Annotated in this window: 15 protein-coding genes and 2 tRNA genes; 6 read left to right on the forward strand and 11 right to left on the reverse strand. The window is 59.2% G+C overall.

Annotated elements, in window-relative coordinates:
• Positions 1 to 42 precede the first annotated feature (42 nt).
• The gene (locus ACZRN6_RS31890) at positions 43 to 2,451 is read left to right on the forward strand and encodes a TonB-dependent siderophore receptor (RefSeq protein WP_464009701.1); all 2,409 of its coding nucleotides are present in this window, start codon (positions 43 to 45) and stop codon (positions 2,449 to 2,451) included.
• A gap of 142 nt (positions 2,452 to 2,593) precedes the next feature.
• On the opposite strand, the gene ACZRN6_RS31895 is transcribed toward ACZRN6_RS31890, so the two are convergent.
• Positions 2,594 to 2,670 (reverse strand) — tRNA-Asp (locus tag ACZRN6_RS31895).
• A gap of 20 nt (positions 2,671 to 2,690) precedes the next feature.
• Positions 2,691 to 2,766: transfer RNA gene (locus ACZRN6_RS31900), tRNA-Val, on the reverse strand.
• A 161-nt stretch (positions 2,767 to 2,927) separates the two neighbouring features.
• Here ACZRN6_RS31900 and rdgC point away from each other — a divergent pair.
• The 3 genes from rdgC to sugE all read left to right on the forward strand — a co-directional run bounded on the left by rdgC (position 2,928) and on the right by sugE (position 5,393).
• Complete coding sequence (rdgC, locus tag ACZRN6_RS31905; RefSeq protein ID WP_464009702.1) at positions 2,928 to 3,848, forward strand: recombination-associated protein RdgC; 921 nt, start codon at positions 2,928 to 2,930, stop codon at positions 3,846 to 3,848.
• A 157-nt stretch (positions 3,849 to 4,005) separates the two neighbouring features.
• The gene (locus ACZRN6_RS31910) at positions 4,006 to 4,971 is read left to right on the forward strand and encodes a bile acid:sodium symporter family protein (RefSeq protein WP_226478176.1); all 966 of its coding nucleotides are present in this window, start codon (positions 4,006 to 4,008) and stop codon (positions 4,969 to 4,971) included.
• A gap of 107 nt (positions 4,972 to 5,078) precedes the next feature.
• The gene (gene sugE / locus ACZRN6_RS31915; RefSeq protein ID WP_010166396.1) at positions 5,079 to 5,393 is read left to right on the forward strand and encodes a quaternary ammonium compound efflux SMR transporter SugE; all 315 of its coding nucleotides are present in this window, start codon (positions 5,079 to 5,081) and stop codon (positions 5,391 to 5,393) included.
• A 90-nt stretch (positions 5,394 to 5,483) separates the two neighbouring features.
• Here the strand turns inward: sugE and ACZRN6_RS31920 are convergent, their stop codons facing one another.
• The 5 genes from ACZRN6_RS31920 to ACZRN6_RS31940 all read right to left on the reverse strand — a co-directional run bounded on the left by ACZRN6_RS31920 (position 5,484) and on the right by ACZRN6_RS31940 (position 11,877).
• Complete coding sequence (locus ACZRN6_RS31920; protein WP_464009703.1) at positions 5,484 to 6,935, reverse strand: M91 family zinc metallopeptidase; 1,452 nt, start codon at positions 6,933 to 6,935, stop codon at positions 5,484 to 5,486.
• A gap of 176 nt (positions 6,936 to 7,111) precedes the next feature.
• Positions 7,112 to 8,986, reverse strand: coding sequence for an MFS transporter (locus ACZRN6_RS31925; protein WP_464009704.1), 1,875 nt, complete (start codon positions 8,984 to 8,986; stop codon positions 7,112 to 7,114).
• 83 nt (positions 8,987 to 9,069) lie between these two features.
• Complete coding sequence (locus tag ACZRN6_RS31930) at positions 9,070 to 10,224, reverse strand: TDT family transporter (RefSeq protein WP_464009705.1); 1,155 nt, start codon at positions 10,222 to 10,224, stop codon at positions 9,070 to 9,072.
• Between the two features lie 106 nt (positions 10,225 to 10,330).
• Positions 10,331 to 10,642, reverse strand: a complete 312-nt coding sequence (locus tag ACZRN6_RS31935) for a cupin domain-containing protein (protein ID WP_322146371.1) — start codon at positions 10,640 to 10,642, stop codon at positions 10,331 to 10,333.
• A gap of 41 nt (positions 10,643 to 10,683) precedes the next feature.
• Entirely contained in the window at positions 10,684 to 11,877 is a 1,194-nt protein-coding gene (locus ACZRN6_RS31940; protein WP_464009706.1) for an MFS transporter, read from the reverse strand.
• Between the two features lie 91 nt (positions 11,878 to 11,968).
• Between ACZRN6_RS31940 and ACZRN6_RS31945 the strand changes: the two genes are divergently transcribed.
• The gene (locus ACZRN6_RS31945; protein ID WP_464009707.1) at positions 11,969 to 12,514 is read left to right on the forward strand and encodes a TetR/AcrR family transcriptional regulator; all 546 of its coding nucleotides are present in this window, start codon (positions 11,969 to 11,971) and stop codon (positions 12,512 to 12,514) included.
• Positions 12,515 to 13,375: 861 nt separating this feature from the next.
• On the opposite strand, the gene ACZRN6_RS31950 is transcribed toward ACZRN6_RS31945, so the two are convergent.
• The 4 genes from ACZRN6_RS31950 to ACZRN6_RS31965 form a co-directional block, all read right to left on the reverse strand.
• The gene (locus ACZRN6_RS31950) at positions 13,376 to 14,155 is read right to left on the reverse strand and encodes an ABC transporter permease (protein ID WP_003217229.1); all 780 of its coding nucleotides are present in this window, start codon (positions 14,153 to 14,155) and stop codon (positions 13,376 to 13,378) included.
• On the reverse strand, positions 14,152 to 15,084 hold the full coding sequence (locus ACZRN6_RS31955) for an ABC transporter ATP-binding protein (RefSeq protein WP_076015272.1): 933 nt from the start codon (positions 15,082 to 15,084) through the stop codon (positions 14,152 to 14,154). The genes ACZRN6_RS31950 and ACZRN6_RS31955 overlap by 4 nt, the downstream gene beginning before the upstream one ends.
• A gap of 135 nt (positions 15,085 to 15,219) precedes the next feature.
• Entirely contained in the window at positions 15,220 to 15,843 is a 624-nt protein-coding gene (locus ACZRN6_RS31960; protein WP_464009708.1) for a glutathione S-transferase family protein, read from the reverse strand.
• 57 nt (positions 15,844 to 15,900) lie between these two features.
• Positions 15,901 to 16,560, reverse strand: a complete 660-nt coding sequence (locus tag ACZRN6_RS31965; protein WP_322146381.1) for a transglutaminase-like domain-containing protein — start codon at positions 16,558 to 16,560, stop codon at positions 15,901 to 15,903.
• A 193-nt stretch (positions 16,561 to 16,753) separates the two neighbouring features.
• Between ACZRN6_RS31965 and ACZRN6_RS31970 the strand changes: the two genes are divergently transcribed.
• On the forward strand, positions 16,754 to 19,201 hold the full coding sequence (locus ACZRN6_RS31970; protein ID WP_464009709.1) for an acyl-CoA dehydrogenase: 2,448 nt from the start codon (positions 16,754 to 16,756) through the stop codon (positions 19,199 to 19,201).
• The last annotated feature ends 9 nt before the right edge of the window (positions 19,202 to 19,210 follow it).

Here is a 19,210-nt window from a genome sequence, read left to right on the forward strand (position 1 = left end):
CGTCAAGGAAGGTATATCGATAATCAAAGGACTGCCCTCACCATGCCCCTCCCCTCTCACCCACGTCGGCGCCTGTTGAGCTGCGCGCCACTGACCCTCACGCTGCTCGCAACGACGCTGCCGGACATCCACCTGGCCCAGGCCGACACGGTAAACGTCGTGGCACACGCCTATGACATACCAGCCGGACCGCTGGGCGCCACACTCAACCGGTTTGCCCAGCAAGCAGGCGTGGCCATCGTTTTCCAGTCCCACAACCTGGAGGGGCTGGCGGGCCCGGGGCTCAAGGGCACTTATAGCGTAGAGGCCGGGTTTGAGAGGCTGCTGCGTGGCAGTGGTTATCGGGTAGTCAAAGGGGATCAGGTCTACGCCCTGGAAGCCAACCCGACGCCCACCGGCGCTGTGGAGCTGGGCGCAACACAAATCAGCGCCAACCAGCTCGGCACCATCACCGAAGGCTCCGGCTCCTACACCCCCGGCACCATCGCCACGGCTACCCGCCTGGTGCTGACCCCTCGGGAGACGCCGCAGTCGATCTCGGTGGTCACACGCCAGGCCATGGATGACTTTGGCCTCAACTCCATCGACGATGTGATGCGCCATACCCCGGGCATCACGGTGGCGACCTACGACAGCGACCGCACCAGCTATTACTCACGAGGCTTCGCGATTCGCAACTTCCAGTACGACGGCATTCCTATCCTGCAAGACCCGCAGTACTCCTCGGGCCACACCCTCACCGACATGGTGATCTATGACCGGGTAGAAATCCTCAAGGGCGCCACCGGCCTGCTCACGGGTGCGGGTGGCCCTGGTGGCACTATCAATATGATCCGCAAGAAACCCACCCAGGAATTCAAGGGCCATATCGACCTTGGCGCTGGCTCCTGGGACAACTACCGATCGGAAGTCGACGTTAGCGGCCCCTTGACCGAGACCGGGAATATTCGCGGCCGAGCTGTAGCGGCCTATCAAGACAAACACTCGTTCATGGACCATTACCAGCGCAACACCAGCGTCTATTACGGCATCCTGGAGGCGGACCTGTCACCCGACACACTGCTGACCGTGGGCGCGGACTATCAGGACAATGACCCAAAGGGTTCAAGCTGGACTGGCAGCGCCTCGCTGTATGACGAAGCCGGCAACCGCATCGGCTCCAAGCGCTCGTTCAACAACGGGCCCCGATGGAGCAGTTGGGAGCAGTACACCCGCACTGCCTTCGCCACCCTTGAACACAGTTTTGAAAATGGCTGGGTCGCCAAAGGCCAGTACAACCATCAAATCAACGGCTACAACGCGCCCCTGGGTTTTGTAAGCCCCGGCTTGCCCTCAGTGCTGGCGCGAAAATACACCGGGGAAACCGTCAGCGACAGCGCCGACCTTTATACCTCCGGCCCCTTCGACCTGTTTGGCCGCGAGCACCAGTTGGTGGTCGGTACCTCGGTCTCCCGCTCTCACTGGAAAGGCAAGGACTACACCAGCGCCAGCCTGCCCAACAACAATTTTGACTATTACAACTGGAACGGCGATATCCCGAAGCCGGACTGGGGGGAAGTCACCAACAAAAACGATGAAATCACCCGCCAGACCGGCAGCTACATGACCGCTCGCTTCAGCCTTACGGACGATCTTTCACTGCTGCTGGGCACGCGCGTTGCAGACTTCCAGGTCACTGGCACCAGCGATACGAAAAAAAGTGGCAAGGTTTTGCCTTATGCAGGCCTGGTGTACGACCTCAACGACAACGTGTCGGCCTACGCCAGCTACACGGAGATCTTCCTGCCGCAGTCGTTCAACCGCGACCGCAACAACAAACTGCTGGAGCCGGATGAAGGCAAAAACTATGAAGTGGGGCTCAAGGGTGAATTCTTGGAAGGGCGCTTGAACTCCAGCATCGCTTACTTCGAGGTTCACGAAGAAAACCGCCCAGAGGAGGACACCGCCTACAACGCCAACCCAACCAACCCCGACCGCGACTTCGCCTACAAGCCGATCACCTCGAAAACCAAGGGTTACGAGGCAGAAATATCCGGCGAACTGGCGCCCGGCTGGCAGTTGCAGGCTGGTTATACCCACAAGATCGCCCGTGATGAAAGCGGCAAGAAGGTGTCGACCTGGGAGCCGCAAGATCAGGTCAATCTCTATACCAGTTACAAGCTGACCGGCAGCCTCGACAAACTCACCCTCGGCGGCGGCGCGCGTTGGCAGGGTCAAGGTTGGCAGGTGCTGACCAACTGGGCCAAAGACGGCGCCCAGGAAAAGTTCGCCCAGGACCCCTATTGGCTGGTGGACCTGATGGCCCGTTACCAGATCACCGACAGCGTGTCGGCGACCGTCAACGTGAACAACGTATTCGACAAGTCGTATTACACCAACATCGGCTTTTACAACTCGTCGTACTACGGTGACCCCCGCAACGTAATGTTCAGCACCCGCTGGGACTTCTGAATGCAAAACGCCCCCGATCACTGCACATGATCGGGGGCGTTTTTCAGACCGGCGGCTTTAACAAACCCCAGACAGCAAAAAGCCCGCTCAGTGAGCGGGCTTCCTGTGGTACCTGGCGTTCAGCGTTCCAGGTAACCGAATATGGCGCAGCGGACGGGACTCGAACCCGCGACCCCCGGCGTGACAGGCCGGTATTCTAACCGACTGAACTACCGCTGCGCGTAACACTAAAAAGCGAATGGTGGGTGATGACGGGATCGAACCGCCGACATTCTGCTTGTAAGGCAGACGCTCTCCCAGCTGAGCTAATCACCCTTCACTTTCGGTGTGGCGCGCATTCTACGGAGCGACCCATAGTCTGGCAAGCACTTTCTTAAATAATTTTTTTCAGGCCTTCCAATGGCTTAGCGAGGGTTGGCCTATGGCGCCATGAGGAGAATAATGCCCCCCTTTGTATATAAGGAGAGACTCACCCCATGTGGTTCAAAAACCTGCTTATCTATCGCCTGACCCAAGATCTGCCTGTTGATGCCGAGGCGTTGGAAACTGCACTGGCCACCAAACTGGCGCGCCCTTGTGCAAGCCAGGAGTTGACCACTTACGGTTTCGTCGCCCCTTTCGGTAAAGGCGAAGACGCGCCCCTGGTGCACGTCAGCGGTGACTTCCTGCTGATCGCGGCGCGCAAGGAAGAACGCATCCTGCCGGGTAGCGTGGTGCGTGACGCAGTAAAGGAAAAGGTCGAAGAGATCGAAGCCGAGCAAATGCGCAAGGTCTACAAAAAGGAACGCGACCAGATCAAGGATGAAATCATCCAGGCCTTCCTGCCGCGTGCGTTTATCCGTCGCTCGTCGACCTTCGCCGCCATCGCGCCAAAACAAGGCCTGATCCTGGTGAACTCGGCCAGCCCGAAACGCGCCGAAGACCTGCTGTCCACCCTGCGTGAAGTGATCGGTACCCTGCCGGTACGTCCGCTGACCGTGAAAACCGCGCCGACCGCCATCATGACCGACTGGGTCACCACCCAGAAACCGGCCGATGACTTCTTCGTCCTCGACGAATGCGAACTGCGCGACACCCACGAAGACGGCGGCATCGTGCGTTGCAAGCGCCAGGACCTGACCGGCGAAGAAATCCAGCTGCACCTGACAACCGGCAAAGTCGTGACCCAATTGTCCCTGGCCTGGCAGGACAAACTGTCCTTCATGCTGGACGACAAAATGACCGTCAAGCGCCTGAAGTTCGAAGACCTGCTGCAGGACCAGGCTGAACAGGACGGCGGTGAAGAAGCGCTGGGCCAACAGGACGCCAGCTTTACCCTGATGATGCTGACGTTTGGCGACTTCCTGCCGGCGCTGGTGGAATCCCTGGGTGGCGAAGAGACCCCACAAGGTATCTAAAGCCTTAAGTGGGCACAGTCAATGTGGGAGCTGGCTTGCCTGCGATGCGGGCACCTCGGTTTATCAGTTACACCCGGGTGATGCTATCGCAGGCAAGCCAGCTCCCACAGTTGACCGGGTAAGCACTTCCAGCATTCTAATAACAAGGACCAACCCCATGCGCGCACTCGCCGCCTTGAGCCGTTTCGTCGGCAACACCTTCGCTTACTGGGTGCTGATTTTTGCCGTGGTTGCGTTCCTGCAACCCGCCTGGTTTATCGGCCTCAAAGGCGCCATCGTGCCGCTGTTGGGCCTGGTGATGTTCGGCATGGGGCTGACCCTTAAACTTGAAGATTTCGCTGAAGTCGCGCGCCACCCGTGGCGCGTGGCATTGGGTGTGGTCGCGCATTTCGTGATCATGCCCGGCGTGGCCTGGCTGCTGTGCCAGGTCTTTCACCTACCGCCGGAAATTGCCGTCGGCGTGATCCTCGTCGGCTGCTGCCCGAGTGGCACGTCCTCCAATGTCATGACCTGGCTGGCCCGTGGCGACCTGGCCCTGTCGGTGGCAATCGCCGCCGTCACCACCCTCCTCGCCCCGCTGCTGACACCCGCGCTCATCTGGCTGCTGGCCTCGGCCTGGTTGCCGGTGTCGTTCATGGAGTTGTTCTGGTCGATCCTGCAAGTGGTGCTGCTGCCGATCGTGCTTGGCGTGGTGGCGCAGCGCTTGCTGGGTGCCCGGGTACGGCATGCGGTGGAGGTGTTGCCGCTGGTGTCGGTGGTCAGCATCGTGGCGATCGTCGCCGCTGTGGTGGCGGCCAGCCAGGCGAAGATCGCCGAGTCGGGCCTGCTGATCATGGCGGTGGTGATTCTGCATAACACCTTTGGCTTCCTGCTGGGTTACTTCACCGGCCGTGTGTTCGGGCTGCCGTTGGCGCAACGCAAATCGCTGGCGCTGGAAGTGGGCATGCAGAACTCCGGGTTGGGCGCCGCCCTGGCGAGTGCACACTTCTCGCCGCTGGCCGCAGTGCCCAGCGCGCTGTTCAGCGTCTGGCACAATATTTCCGGGGCACTCCTGGCCACGTACTTCCGGCGGATGAGCGAAAAGGAAGACCGCGAATTGTTGGCGGGCAAGTCCGAAACTTGATCGCCTGATCAATATTCGGCACTCTAGCGGGCTACGCGGGGACGACCCTGCGACGCGACCAAGCGCTTAATCCGGGGACGACCCCACTTCTATAAAGGAAGGTCATCATGTCCTGGATCATTCTGTTTTTTGCCGGACTGTTTGAAGTTGGCTGGGCCGTCGGACTGAAGTACACCGATGGTTTCAGCAAGCCACTGCCCACGGCCCTGACGATTGCCGCCATGGCAATCAGCCTCGGGTTGCTGGGGCTGGCCATGAAGGAACTGCCACTGGGTACCGCCTACGCCATCTGGACCGGTGTCGGTGCAGTGGGCACAGTAATTGCCGGGATTATCCTGTTCGGAGAGTCCATGGCGCTGTTTCGACTGGCCAGTGTGGCGTTGATCATTTGCGGGCTGATTGGGCTGAAGATCAGCGCCTGAATACCTTTCATAGCAAGCAGTGACAGGGTGGAGCTCATAGCCCACCCGTCGCTCAACTCATGCAAAACTGTTTATTTTCGCCATATGCCGTTATCCGCGATTATAAACTTCACGTTTATTACTACCCATTTCTGCGTGAAGGCCGTTCTCGGTAAACTCTGTTGGGTTCATGGCAGTAGGTGGTGTTGACGGATCATTGTCGAAATCAAAAGGCTCGGCATTGGTGGGTAAACCTACAACCTGCAGTTCCCTGTTCTCCTCCCTCCGACCGCTGGCCTCGACCAACGTATCGCCTGGCAAGTTGGTTCCAGTAACCCCGTTGTACGCATGCCCCATTTCATGAAACAACGGAATCACAGGTGGTCGCTTTTCATCACCTTCTACAAATGTACGATTGTAGCCAATTGTTGCCTCATCGGCAGGCTTACCTGGCTTGCCATTAACTATGTAGCCATGTTCTGCGTCTGGCGCAGGTCTTATTTCTGCAAAATTTTTGCCAAAAACGTAGGCACTATTCGTACCAGGACCTTTCTCCTCGACACTAATTGGAGTGGCTGTTTTATCCAATGCCTCAAGCATTTTTTTACCTACCGGCGAACCACGTAAAAATTCCAAGTCATCTTCAAAATGCTGCTTAAACTCTTCCGTCCCTCTCACATTAAAACCTTTGCTACCACTTTCGCTGGGCACAACCTCCACAAACTTCGACCCCTTAGAGCGCTTGATACTGTCATCTTTCTTTCCATAAACAACATCCTTGTCAGATGTGGAATTTACAGCATCCTGCCCACTGCCGGTATAGATCGCATTCTGGCCGCTGCCACCATTCAATATGTCGTTGCCCTTCCCTCCACCAAGGACGTTACGACCACTGCCTCCATGCAGCTGATCATCACCAGAACCACCATCCATGTAACTGCCACCGCTGCCACCACGTAATTTATCGTTACCATTACCTCCGTACATTACGCTGTAGCCTGTACCAGCAGTAATAGAGTCATTCCCGTCGTTGCCCTCGGCATACCCTATACCCGCCCCCAATGTAATGGAGTCGTTCCCCTTGCCTCCAAAGGCCAGGGTCCAGCCACCACCAGCCTTGATCGTGTCATTACCTTCTCCGGCATAAATGGTTGTAAGCATATTGACGTCAGGAGCAATAGATATGTTGTCATCACCTCCGCTCGTGTGAATATCAAGACGCTGCTGACCTTTACTCTTGGTATCGAAAGGAATGTCGTAGGTCTTGCCATTAACCTCGGCGGTCAATCCTCCATCAGCCGACTTTTCAATATGAACTTTGTCCGCGCTGTCACCGGTTTTAATCGTTAACGCCTGGTCTTTTGGCGGGGCATAAAACCCCCGGCCGCCGCGAACACTTAAATCTATCTCAACCCCACCTTCATTGAACGGCATATTCGGGGTGATCTTTATCGGCGCAGAAGGCTCCCCCTGTTTACCCTGTAACTTATCGGAGGGTGCTGTAGAAAGAGTTTGTAAAGGCGGTTGTAAAGCAGGAGGGTTAGTACTCACTTGCACATTCATCGAAAATCATCCTTAGCGTTAGATAACTACGATGACTGCGTGGCAATTAGAACGACATGGTTCCGCAGGATGAGTGATTTTTTACCCGAAACAACAAACTGCAAGCGTTTTCCCACATCAAGATCAGTCTCTGCTCAGGCCCTTCAGGGCAGAAGGTCCCGAGCACCAGAACTTGACTACTTGAGCTCGCCTCTCAACGTGCCAACCAAACCATGTAGCGCCTGAGGCGTCGCTGCCTCCACAGCCACCGGCGCGCCGGCCACCAGGGTCACCCGCGACCAGATCCGGTGAAAGAAACCCTTGTTCGGATCGCGACTGAAGAAACTCCCCCACAACCCCTGCAACGCCATCGGAATCACCGGCACTGGCGTCTCTTCAAGAACCCGCGTCACGCCGCTCCGGAACTCGTTCATCTCGCCATCGGAGGTTAATTTGCCTTCCGGGAAGATGCACACCAGCTCGCCGTCTTTCAGGTAGTGGGCAATCCGCTGGAACGCCTTTTCGTAGATCTGGATGTCCTCGTGCCGCCCGGCAATCGGAACCGCCCCGGCCGTACGGAAGATAAAGTTCAACACCGGCAACTTGTAGATCTTGTAGTACATGACAAAGCGAATCGGCCGACGCACCGAACCGGCAATCAACAGCGCATCGACAAACGACACGTGGTTGCACACCAGCAACGCCGCGCCTTCATCCGGGATCAGGTCGAGGTTTTTATGCTGGACACGGTACATGGAATGGCCGAGCAGCCAGATCATGAAACGCATGGTGAACTCGGGCACGATCTTGAAGATGTAGGTGTTGACCGCGATGTTCAGCAACGACACCACCAGGAACAACTCGGGGATCGACAGCTTGGCCACACTCAACAGTACGATCGAGACGATCGCCGAGACCACCATGAACAACGCGTTGAGGATGTTGTTGGCCGCGATCACCCGCGCCCGCTCGTTTTCGGCGGTGCGCGACTGGATCAGCGCATACAGCGGCACGATATAGAAGCCGCCGAATACGCCCAGGCCAAGGATATCGAACAATACCCACCATGCCTTGCCGTAGCGCAGCACCGCGATCCAGTCATTGGCCTGGACGTTCTGCGGGAACCCGCCGGAATGCCACCACAGCAGCAGGCCGAACACGGTCAAGCCAAACGAGCCGAACGGCACCAGGCCGATCTCGACTTTGCGCCCGGAGAGCTTCTCGCAGAGCATCGAACCCAGCGCGATGCCGACCGAGAACACCGTGAGGATCAGCGTGACCACGGTCTCATCGCCGTACATCCACTCCTTGGCGTAGGCCGGGATTTGCGTCAGGTAGATCGCGCCGACAAACCAGAACCACGAGTTGCCGACAATCGAGCGCGACACCGCCGGCGTCTGCCCCAGGCCCAGCTTGAGGGTGGCCCAGGACTGGCTGAAGATGTTCCAGTCCAGGCGCATCTCCGGGCTGGAAGCCGCCGCCCGCGGAATGCTGCGGCTGGCCAGGTAACCCAGCACCGCGATGCCGACGATGGCCGTCGAGACCACCGGTGCGTAATGGGTGGAAGACATCATGATCCCGGCGCCGATGGTGCCGGCCAGGATGGCGAGGAACGTGCCCATTTCCACCAGGCCGTTGCCGCCCACCAGCTCATCTTCGTGCAACGCCTGGGGCATGATCGAGTACTTCACCGGCCCGAACAGGGCCGAGTGCGTGCCCATGGCAAACAGTGCCAGCAGCATCAATTCCAGGTGGTTGAACATGAAACCGATGGCGCCCACCGACATGATCACGATCTCGCCGATCTTGATCACCCGGATCAGCGCATCCTTGTTGAATTTCTCGCCAAATTGCCCAGCCAGCGCCGAGAACAGGAAGAACGGCAGGATGAACAGCAAGGCGCAGAGGTTGACCCAGATCGAGCGGTCGCCCTCGATGGTCAGTTTGTAGAGAATCGCCAGGATCAACGACTGCTTGAAGATATTGTCGTTGAACGCCCCAAGGGACTGGGTAATGAAGAACGGCAGGAAACGCCGTTTGCGCAGCAAAGTAAATTGCGAGGGGTGGCTCATCGTCCGTGTTCCTGCGTGGCCTGCGACTGTTATCGCCTTTAGGCTGTTATAGATAGTCAGGCCACGACTTTACCTAATCCCGACTACTTATTCGCTAGTCCTGCAATGCACGGCGAAACAAAAAGCTCACCTTTATAAGCGCCCTGCACGGTGCGCTTGGCCACGATCAGCCACATCAACGCCAACGCCGCCACCAGCACACAGCCGACGATGCTGAAAAAGCCAAGGTGCAAGGTGCTCGCCAGTTTCAGCGTGGCCAGCGAGTACACGCCCAGTGGAAAGGTAAAGCCCCACCAGCCGAGGTTGAAGGGAATGCCGGCCCGCAGGTAGCGCACGGTGATCAGCACCGCAATCAACATCCACCACAAACCAAAACCCCACAGCGTGATGCCAGCCACCAGGCCGATGCCGTTGGCCATCTCGCCAACGCCGGGCAAGCCGTTGGCCGCAAAGATGGCCGGTGCATCACCGCCCAGCACCAGCATGCCCAGGGCGCCGGTACCGATGGGGCCAAGGGCCAGCCAGCTCGACGCGGCCATGTTGGCATGAGGCAGTTTATGCAGGGCCATGCGCAGCATCAGGATAGTCAGGATGCTGAAGGCCACCGGCAGCGAGAACGCCCACAGCACGTAGCTGGTCACCAGCATCACCAGTTGCGAATGGGCGTCGGCCAGGTGCGGCGCCAACAGGCCACCGCTGGCGGCGGCAACTTCGGCGGCCACCACCGGCAACAGCCACACGGCGGTCATCTGGTCGATGCTGTGTTCCTGGCGAGTGAACATCATGAACGGGATCAACACCCCGCAGGCCAGGGCCATGGCCACGTCCAACCACCACAGCACCTCGGCCAGTTGCACCACGCCATTGCCCCAGCGCGGCAGGCCGAACAGCAGGAAGCCATTGATGATGGTTGCCAGGCCCATGGGGATGGTGCCGAAGAACATCGACACCGTGGAATGCCCGAAAATACGCCGGGCTTCGTGGAAAAACATCACCCAACGCGCCGCGTACAGCACGCTGAACAGCACGAACAGGCCAATGGTAAACAGCCAAAGCCCTTCGGCGACGGCGTGCAGCCCCGGCACGTTGACCGGCAATTGCGCCAGCGCCAACGCCAGAACCCCGGTGCCCATGGTGGCGGCAAACCAGTTGGGGGTGAACTGGCGAATCACTTCCCGGGGACGGGTCAGGTGACTGAACGGTTTCAAACGGCTTTGAAGGGTATTAGGGCAAGTCATGGTGAAATCCTCTTCCTCGCATGAGGTTGAGGCCATGGTAGAACCGAATCGAATATCTATATAACGGGTAATATCTCTAACTGTTATCTACTTTGCAGATATACAGTTAGACACTGCCCTCGGATTCAATCACCAGGATCCGCGCCGGCCCTTGTGGGTGGGCAACGTGCTCGGTGCCGACGCTGGCGTAGAAGATATCTCCGACGCTCATCTCGGCCACCTGCTCGATGCCGTTTTCGCGATAGTGCATCTGCACCTGGCCATCAAGCACCACGAACACCTCTTCCCCGTCATTCACGTGCCAGCGATACGGCTGGTCGGTCCAGTGCAACCGGGTGGTGATGCCGTTCATGTTGGCAATGTCCAACGCTTCCCAGGCGCGGCTGCCGGTGAAGTCCTTGCTGCGGATGATCTTCATGCGTGAATCCCAAGGCGTACGGATGGCGGATTATTACCGAATCAACTGCCCGCCGTCGCCCTGCTCTTGGCCGAATCCTGAAGCAGTAAAGCCACCAGGGCACTGAGCGCCAGCACGATCAACACAGCGCCATAACCGTCTGTGGTGGCAATCAAGCCGAAGGTGCGTGTCAGGTTACCGGCCAAAAGCGACGGTACGCAGAACGCCAGGTAACTCAGTACATAGAACGCCGACATCAAACCGGCCCGTTCATGGGGCAGGGCCAGCGGCAAGACGCTGCGCAGTGCGCCGAGGAACCCCGAACCAAAGCCGCCGCCGGCGATCAGTGTAGCGATGAAGAACAGCGGCAGGCTGGCGCTGTGGACAGCGGTCAGGATCAGCGCAACACCCACCGCCAACAGCATGGCGCCCAAACGCAGGACCTTGTCTGCCGGACGGTTACGCAGGCTGAAAATCATCACGGCACCGCTCAGGGTCAACACTGCCACCAGCCCGCCGCCGATCAGGTTCGAGGTAGACCCGGTCGCCGCCCGAACCAGCGAGGGTGCCAGGGACAAATAGAAACCGCCCATCGCCCACACGGCCACATCCACCGGCAACGAGATCCACAACGCGCGACGCGCCTGGGGCGGTACATGCAAGGTGGGCCATAACGAGGCCAGCGCGCCCGGAATCCGGCTCACTGTTTCCGGCAGGCGCCAGACGTAGAGTGCCTGCGCAATCATCAAGCCGAGTAAGGTCCAGTAGATCAGTGTGGTCGGCATCGGCGCGAACTCCACCAGCAGGCTGCACCCCATGGCGCCACAGGCCATCCCGAGCAAAGGCGCTACGCTATTGATCAACGGGCCTTGCCGGCGGTCGGTGTCGAGCAGCGCGGCGCCCAGTACGGCGGTGGCCATGCCGGTAGCAAAGCCTTGTACAGTGCGCGCTGCAATCAACCAGCCGACGCTGTCGGCATTGATAAACAGCAGCATCGCCAGCATATCGAGGAGCAGCGCGGCAAAAATCACCGGCTTGCGCCCCAGGTGGTCCGACAACGAACCCACGGTCATCAAGGCAGCCAGCAAGCTCAAGGCGTAGATGCCGAACACCAGGGTCAACATCGCGGCCGAAAAGTGCAGGCCTTCCTGATAGAGGTGGTACAACGGCGTCGGCGCGCTGGAGGCGGCGAGGAACGTCAGCAAGGTGATCGCCAGGAACACCAGGCTGGAACGATGGGAAGTAACGCTGGACATGGGCACGCTCCACTAAAGCTAATATTTTGCTTTTGCGGAGTGTGCTACTGGATGGCGCTTAAAGCAAATTCTTTGTGTTAAGGTTTTACGCATGGCGATAAAAGAAGGCCTCCGCCCGGGGGGCCGAAGTGCCCGGGTTCAGCAATCAGTGCATTCGGCTGTGCGCCAATTGCTCGAAGAGCAGGACCGGGCCAGCGTGACGGTGCCGCAGATAGCCACACGCGCCGGTGTTACGCCCTCGACTATCTACCGCCGCTGGGGTGATCTGGCCGCGCTGCTGGCTGATGTCGCCATGGCCCGCCTGCGCCCGGACAGTGAGCCGGCCAATACCGGCAGCCTGCGCGGCGACCTGCGCGCCTGGGGCGAGCAATACCGCGATGAGATGAGTTCGGACCTTGGCCGCGAGATGATGCGCGACGTGCAATGCAGCCAGGCGCCGGGGTATTGCGTGGGGATCCTTACCGGGCAATTGGAGACGATTCTGGATCGCTACCCCGGTGATGCGGAAACTGGCCCTAGTGTGGATCGGCTGATTAACCTGATCGTCGCGCCTACTGTGTTTCGCAGTCTTTTTTCTACCGCGCCGCTGCAGGTTGAAGAGCTGCATGAGTTGATTGAGTTGGCGTTGCGGGGGTGAGTGGGGGATGGGGGTTGGGGGTTGGGTGTATATCCGTTATTTGGGTGATGGCTTAGATGGGTTCCGCCCTTACGGCGGGTCACTTTTGGAAAAGAGCCCCAAAAGTAACCAAAAGGGCTCTTGCCCCACCACTCGGCACCTCGCTTAGGCTCGGTGTGCCCTCACTCCGGCTTTGGAGCGTGGGCCGCCGTCATGGGCCATCCTTGGCCCAGGACGGCTAACCCGGCGTCCTGCCGGGTTACCCACGCTCCAAAGCCTGCGTTCGGCCAGCGTGGTTGACGGGGCGCCTAAGATCAAGATCACAAGCAGATCAAGAACACAGCGGCCTACAGGCCGGCTTGAGTGTTAAAAGCCAGATCAAAAGCTAAAGCGGGCACGGTTCAAATGTAGGAGCTGGCTTGCCTGCGATGGCATCGCCTCTGTGTATCTGAAAGACCGAGTCGCCTGCATCGCCGGCAAGCCAGCTCCTACAGCTTTTGCCTTGGCTTTTAACACTCAGGTCGGCTTTCAGGCCGCCGTGCTCTTGCTCTTGATCTTGATCTGACTGCCCCATTCAGCCCGAGGCCGAACGCAGGGATTGAGGAGCGGGTAAACCGGCAGGACGCCGGTTTAGCCGCGACGGGCCAGGGACGGGCCGTCGCGGCGGCCCGCGGAGCAATGCCGGAGTGAGGGCACACCGAGCCTAAGCGAGGTGCCGACAGGCGGGGCAGAGCGTTTTGGTTACTTTTGCGCTTTTCAAAAGTGACCCGCTGTAAGAGCGGAACCCATATCAGCCGTTACCGAAGAAACGGATATGTACTCAAACCAATCGCCAAAAAAAACGACCTCATCTGGAGGCCGTCTTTCATCACATCTCAACGCTTAGGTACGCATCCCACGCCCACTCACCAGCAACCGCGCACAACCGACATACAGCACCACAGTCGCCACCAGCATAAACGTGATCGCCACGCTGATCTTGATATCCGAAACCCCAAGAATCCCGTAGCGGAACGCGTTAACCATATGCAACACCGGGTTAGCCAGCGAAACCGTCTGCCAAAACGGCGGCAGCAAGGTGATCGAATAAAACACCCCCCCCAGGTACGTCAACGGCGTCAGCACAAACGTCGGAATAATCGAGATGTCATCAAAGTTTCGCGCAAACACCGCGTTAATGAACCCCAGCAACGAAAAGATCGTCGCCGTCAGCACCACCACCAGCAGGGTTATCCCAAGGTGATGCACCTGCAAATGGGTAAAGAACAGCGACAGCAACGTCACGATCACCCCGACCATCAACCCACGCAGCACGCCGCCCAGCGTGTAGCCGATCAGGATCGTATGCGGCGACACCGGCGACACCATCAATTCCTCGATGGACCGCTGGAACTTGCTGCCAAAGAAACTCGACACCACGTTGCCATAGGAGTTGGTGATCACCGACATCATGATCAGCCCCGGCACGATGTATTCCATATAGGTGAAACCACCCATGTCACCAATCTGCCGACCGATCAGGTTGCCGAAAATCACAAAGTACAAAACCATGGTGATCGCAGGCGGCAGCAAGGTTTGCGGCCAGATCCGGGTAAAGCGCTTCACTTCGCGGTAGACGATGGTCTGCAGCGCGACCAGGTTGGGTTGCAGTTCCGAACTCATACCGCCACCTTCGCCAGATTTTTCTCCACCAGGGACACGAACAACTCCTCAAGGCGATTGGTTTTATTACGCAGGCTCAACACTTCGATGTTCTGCGTGGCCAGTTGGCCGAACAACGCAGTGATGCCCACGGCTTTGTCCACCTGGACTTCCAGGGTGTGGCTGTCTACCAGGCGGTTCGGGTAGCCAATCAACTGGGGCGCCACCGTCATGTCGTTTTTCAGGTCGAGCAGGAAGGTCTCGACGTGCAACTGGCTCAACAGCGAGCGCATGCTGGTGTTTTCGACGATGGTGCCGTGATCGATGATGCCGATGTTGCGGCACAGTTGTTCAGCCTCTTCCAGGTAGTGCGTGGTAAGGATGATCGTGATGCCCTTCTGGTTCAGCTCAGTGAGGAACGTCCACATCGAGCGACGCAGCTCGATGTCCACGCCCGCTGTCGGTTCATCGAGGATCAGCAGGCGCGGTTCGTGAACCAGGGCGCGGGCGATCATCAGGCGGCGCTTCATGCCGCCGGACAGGGAGCGTGAGGGCACGTCGCGCTTGTCCCACAGGCCCAGTTGCGTGAGGTACTGCTCGGCACGCTCCTTGGCGATCTTCGGCGGGATGCCGTAGTAACCGGCCTGGGTCACGACGATGTCGAAGGTCTTTTCAAACTGGTTGAAGTTGAACTCCTGGGGCACCACGCCAATGCTGCGCTTGAGCGCCGCCGGGGATTTGTCCAGGTCGTGGCCAAAGATATTCACGGTGCCGCTGGTCTTGTTGACCAGGGTCGAGAGAATCCCGATGGTGGTGGATTTGCCAGCGCCATTGGGGCCGAGCAAGGCGAAGAAATCACCTTCGGCAACGTCCAGATCGATACCACTCAGGGCCTGGAAACCGTTGCCGTAGGTTTTGGTTAGCTGCCGGATGGACAGAGCGGAACTCATATCGGATTACGCACCAAAGAAGAGGAATAGAATTGTTACATGAGGGCAGACCGCACGGAATACAACGGCTGCGCGTGACAAGCATGGTGCTTGTCCGCGCCGCACAAGTACAGTCACCTGTATTAATAGTGGGTATCAGGTCAACGCGGTCATGACCGATTTCTGATAGGCCGGGCGCTCGCGCAGGCGCTGGTACCAGGCCTCCAGGTTCGGCATCGACGGGCGTTCGATGGGCATTTCGAACCAGGCGTAAATGAAGCTGCCCAAGGGGATATCACCCATGCCGATCTCGCTGCCGGACAGGTAGGGTTGGGTGGCCAAGGCCTGATCCGCGGTCTGCAAGACGTCGATGCAGGCTTGGCGCCCGGCGTTGATAGCGTCCCAGTTCTGCTTTTCGGCCGGGGTGCGAAGCACGCCCCAGAATACAGTCTTGAACGGTTCGGCCAGGGTCGAGGTGGTCCAGTCCATCCACTTTTCGGCGTTGGCCCGGGCTTGCAGGTCACTTGGGTACCAGCTCGAATCCGGCGCATGCTTGGCGGCCAGGTAACGCACGATGGTGTTGGATTCCCACAGCACAAAGTCGCCGTCTTCAATCATCGGCACCCGGCCATTGGGGTTCAGCGCGCGGTACTGCGGCGTGTCGACCACACCAAAAGCCCCGCCCGCATCAATTGCCTCATAGTCCAGGCCGAGCTCCTCGGCGCACCACAGTGCCTTCCTGACATTTGACGAATTTTTACGACCCCAGATTTTCAGCATGACCGCCCCGATTTTGAAAAAGATGGTTGGATGAATGCCGGGGCAGCATACGCCGGATCACGTCCGGCTTAAATCACTCTGCATGTCGCCCAACAGGATCGGCATCTGCTCGCCAAACAGGTGCGGGTAACATTTCTGAATGTGGGCGAAGAAGAATTCCTCGGGCACTTCAGCAAATTGCCCATGGTCGACCACGTACTCCATGGAGCGCTGGCCCTTGCGGTTGAAGGCATGGAAAACGCTGTCGTGGATGCCGTCGAAATCCAGCGGCGGCACGTCGAACAGTTCGCATAGTTGCTGGTTGAACGCCGGCGTGGCTTTGACCCAGCGCCCATCCAGATACAACTCGGTGTAGCCATGCATGGCGAATACGTCGCTTCTGAGCAGCTCGATCAAACGTGGCGTCGACAGGTGGTTGCGCACGTCGGCCAGGCCGATGCGTGCCGGGATGCCACAGTGCCTTGCGCACGCCGCCAACAACGTCGCCTTGGGCACGCAATAACTCTCGCCAGCGGCCAGGGCGAAGCTGGCGTTGAGGGTTTGCGGGTCGCGGCTGAACGTATAGGGGTTGTAGCGCACCGCCTCGCGCACGGCGTAGTAAAGACTGACTGCCTGGTCACGGGGGGCGGCACTCGAACCGCGATGTTTTTCGGCGAACTCCACCACCGCAGGGTGGTCACTATCGATGAAGCGGCCGGGATTCAAGTACGCATTCATGAGGCAGATCTCAGGTAGCAAGCCTTGAATCTAACCACAGGCCTGCTACCGGCGATAACGACGATTCGGCCAAATGTCGGCGCTTTGCGGTGATGTTCACCGGCACACCACGTAACACCCTCGTCACCGCGCTTTTTCGGATGCCGACTAAGCTCAGAGGTGATTTCGCACCTGGTTTCACGGAGGATTGAATATGCTGTTGTTGTGGATACTGGTTCTGGTGGTGGGCATTGCCTACCTGGCCCACCGGCGCATCGCGCCCTTGCCCGCCATCGGCGTGGTCGCCGTGTACCTGCTGGCGATGGGTGCCTTCAGCCACGCACCCGGCTGGTTACTGCTGATCTTCTGGGTGCTGGTCGCCGTGGTGGCCGCCCCGCTGCTGCTGCCGGACCTGCGCCGCAAGTACTTCACCGCGCCGCTGTTCAACTGGTTCCAGAAAGTCCTGCCGCCGATGTCCGAGACCGAGCGCGACGCCATCGATGCCGGCACCGTGTGGTGGGACGGCGAGCTGTTCAGCGGCCGCCCCGATTGGGACAAGTTGCTGGCCTACCCCAAGGCGCAACTGACCGAAGAAGAACAAGCCTTCATCGACGGCCCCACCGAAGAACTGTGCGCCATGGTCACCGACTGGGAAATCGGCCAAGCCATGGACCTGCCGCCTGCCGCCTGGGAACACATCAAGCAGCATGGCTTTTTTGCCCTGATCATACCCAAGGAATTCGGCGGCAAGGGTTTCTCCGCCTACGCCCACTCCCAGGTCGCGATGAAACTGGCAACCCGCAGCGGCGACCTCGCCTCCACGGTCATGGTGCCCAACTCATTGGGCCCCGCCGAATTGCTGCTGCACTACGGCACCGACGAACAACGCAACCATTACCTGCCACGCCTGGCCCGTGGCGACGACATCCCGTGTTTTGCCCTGACCGGCCCGCTGGCCGGCTCCGATGCCGGTTCCATGCCCGACACCGGGGTGATCTGCAAAGGCGAATGGGAAGGCAAGGAAACTCTGGGCCTGCGCCTGAACTGGGAAAAGCGCTACATCACCCTCGGCCCCGTGGCGACCTTGCTCGGCCTGGCCTTCAAGGCCCATGACCCGGACCACCTGCTGGGTGACGTGGAAGACCTGGGCATCAGCCTCGCGCTTATTCCCACCGACACCCCGGGCGTTGACATTGGCCGTCGTCACCTGCCACTGGGCGCCGCGTTCATGAACGGGCCCAACTCCGGCAAGGACGTGTTCATTCCCCTGGAGTTCCTGATCGGTGGCCCGGAAATGCTCGGCAAAGGCTGGATGATGCTGATGAACTGCCTGTCGGTAGGCCGTTCGATTTCCCTGCCAGCGGTCGGCACCGGTGCGGCCAAGTTCACCAGCCTGGTAACTGGCCAATATGCCCAGGTGCGCGAGCAGTTCAACGTACCGCTGGCGGCGTTTGAAGGTATCCAGGAAGCCCTGGCGCGCATCGGCGGCAACGCGTGGCTGATGGACAGCGCGCGGATGCTCACCGCCAACGCCGTCGACCTGGGGGAAAAGCCTTCGGTGCTGTCGGCGATCCTCAAGTACCACCTGACCGAACGCGGCCGCGAGTGCATCAGCCATGCCATGGACGTGCACGGCGGCAAGGGCATCATCATGGGCCCCAACAACTATTTGGGCCGTAGCTGGCAAGGCGCGCCTATCTTCATCACCGTGGAAGGCGCGAATATCCTCTCGCGCAACCTGATGATCTTCGGCCAGGGTGCGATTCGCTGCCATCCGTTTGTACTCAAGGAGATGGCCCTGGCTGGCCGTGAAGACCACGACCAGGCGCTGAAGGAATTCGACGGCCTGCTGTTGCAACACATCGGTTTTGCCGTGAGCAATGCCGCCAGCACCCTGGTGTTGAACCTCGGTTTTGGTCATTTCGAAAAGGCTCCGGGTAACCGCTTGAGCCAGGGCTATTTCCGCGCACTCAACCGTCAGGCCGCGGCATTTGCGATGCTGGCAGACCTGAGCATGATGCTGCTGGGCGGCGAGTTGAAGCGTCGCGAACGCCTGTCGGCGCGCCTCGGTGATGTGTTGAGCCACATGTACCTGGCATCGGCAGCGCTCAAGCGTTATCACGACCTGGATTCGCCCGACCATCTGGAACCGCTGTTCGCCTGGGCCATGGAAGAAAGCCTCGGCCATTCCGAGCGTGCACTGGATGAACTGCTGACCAACTTCCCGAGCAAGGTGCTGGGCTGCTTGTTGCGAGTGATCGTGTTCCCCTTCGGCCGTCGCCATAAGGGCCCGTCCGATCAGCTGGATGCTGAAGTCGCGGCCGTACTCGGTCGTGCCAAGGGTGATCTGGCCCTGGAAGCAGTGCTGGCTGGCTGCTACCGCCCGCAATCGGCCGATGACCCGGTGGGCGCGCTGCAACATGCCTACGATCTGTTGGCCGCCAGCCATCCGTTGCAGAAAAAACTCCACGAAGGCCTCAAGAGCGGCCAGGTCAAACCTACCGCAGGCGAACACGCCATCGACGCCGCGCTGCATGCCGGGGTGCTGCAACCGGCCGAGGCGCAGACCCTGCGTGACGCCGAAGCGGCGCGGCGCAAGGTGATCGACGTGGATGATTTCAGCAAGGAAGAACTGAGCCAGGCCGAGGGGAAAGTCCGCTGATCCCAGCGG

The sequence above is a fragment of the Pseudomonas sp. A125 genome, from assembly GCF_055409485.1.

Coding starts and splice junctions, on each gene's coding strand:
- ACZRN6_RS31890 (WP_464009701.1), top strand. CDS start 43: ATGCCCCTCCCCTCTCACCCACGTCGGCGCCTGTTGAGCTGCGCGCCA.
- rdgC (WP_464009702.1), top strand. CDS start 2,928: ATGTGGTTCAAAAACCTGCTTATCTATCGCCTGACCCAAGATCTGCCT.
- ACZRN6_RS31910 (WP_226478176.1), top strand. CDS start 4,006: ATGCGCGCACTCGCCGCCTTGAGCCGTTTCGTCGGCAACACCTTCGCT.
- sugE (WP_010166396.1), top strand. CDS start 5,079: ATGTCCTGGATCATTCTGTTTTTTGCCGGACTGTTTGAAGTTGGCTGG.
- ACZRN6_RS31920 (WP_464009703.1), bottom strand. CDS start 6,935: ATGAATGTGCAAGTGAGTACTAACCCTCCTGCTTTACAACCGCCTTTA.
- ACZRN6_RS31925 (WP_464009704.1), bottom strand. CDS start 8,986: ATGAGCCACCCCTCGCAATTTACTTTGCTGCGCAAACGGCGTTTCCTG.
- ACZRN6_RS31930 (WP_464009705.1), bottom strand. CDS start 10,224: ATGACTTGCCCTAATACCCTTCAAAGCCGTTTGAAACCGTTCAGTCAC.
- ACZRN6_RS31935 (WP_322146371.1), bottom strand. CDS start 10,642: ATGAAGATCATCCGCAGCAAGGACTTCACCGGCAGCCGCGCCTGGGAA.
- ACZRN6_RS31940 (WP_464009706.1), bottom strand. CDS start 11,877: ATGTCCAGCGTTACTTCCCATCGTTCCAGCCTGGTGTTCCTGGCGATC.
- ACZRN6_RS31945 (WP_464009707.1), top strand. CDS start 11,969: ATGGCGATAAAAGAAGGCCTCCGCCCGGGGGGCCGAAGTGCCCGGGTT.
- ACZRN6_RS31950 (WP_003217229.1), bottom strand. CDS start 14,155: ATGAGTTCGGAACTGCAACCCAACCTGGTCGCGCTGCAGACCATCGTC.
- ACZRN6_RS31955 (WP_076015272.1), bottom strand. CDS start 15,084: ATGAGTTCCGCTCTGTCCATCCGGCAGCTAACCAAAACCTACGGCAAC.
- ACZRN6_RS31960 (WP_464009708.1), bottom strand. CDS start 15,843: ATGCTGAAAATCTGGGGTCGTAAAAATTCGTCAAATGTCAGGAAGGCA.
- ACZRN6_RS31965 (WP_322146381.1), bottom strand. CDS start 16,560: ATGAATGCGTACTTGAATCCCGGCCGCTTCATCGATAGTGACCACCCT.
- ACZRN6_RS31970 (WP_464009709.1), top strand. CDS start 16,754: ATGCTGTTGTTGTGGATACTGGTTCTGGTGGTGGGCATTGCCTACCTG.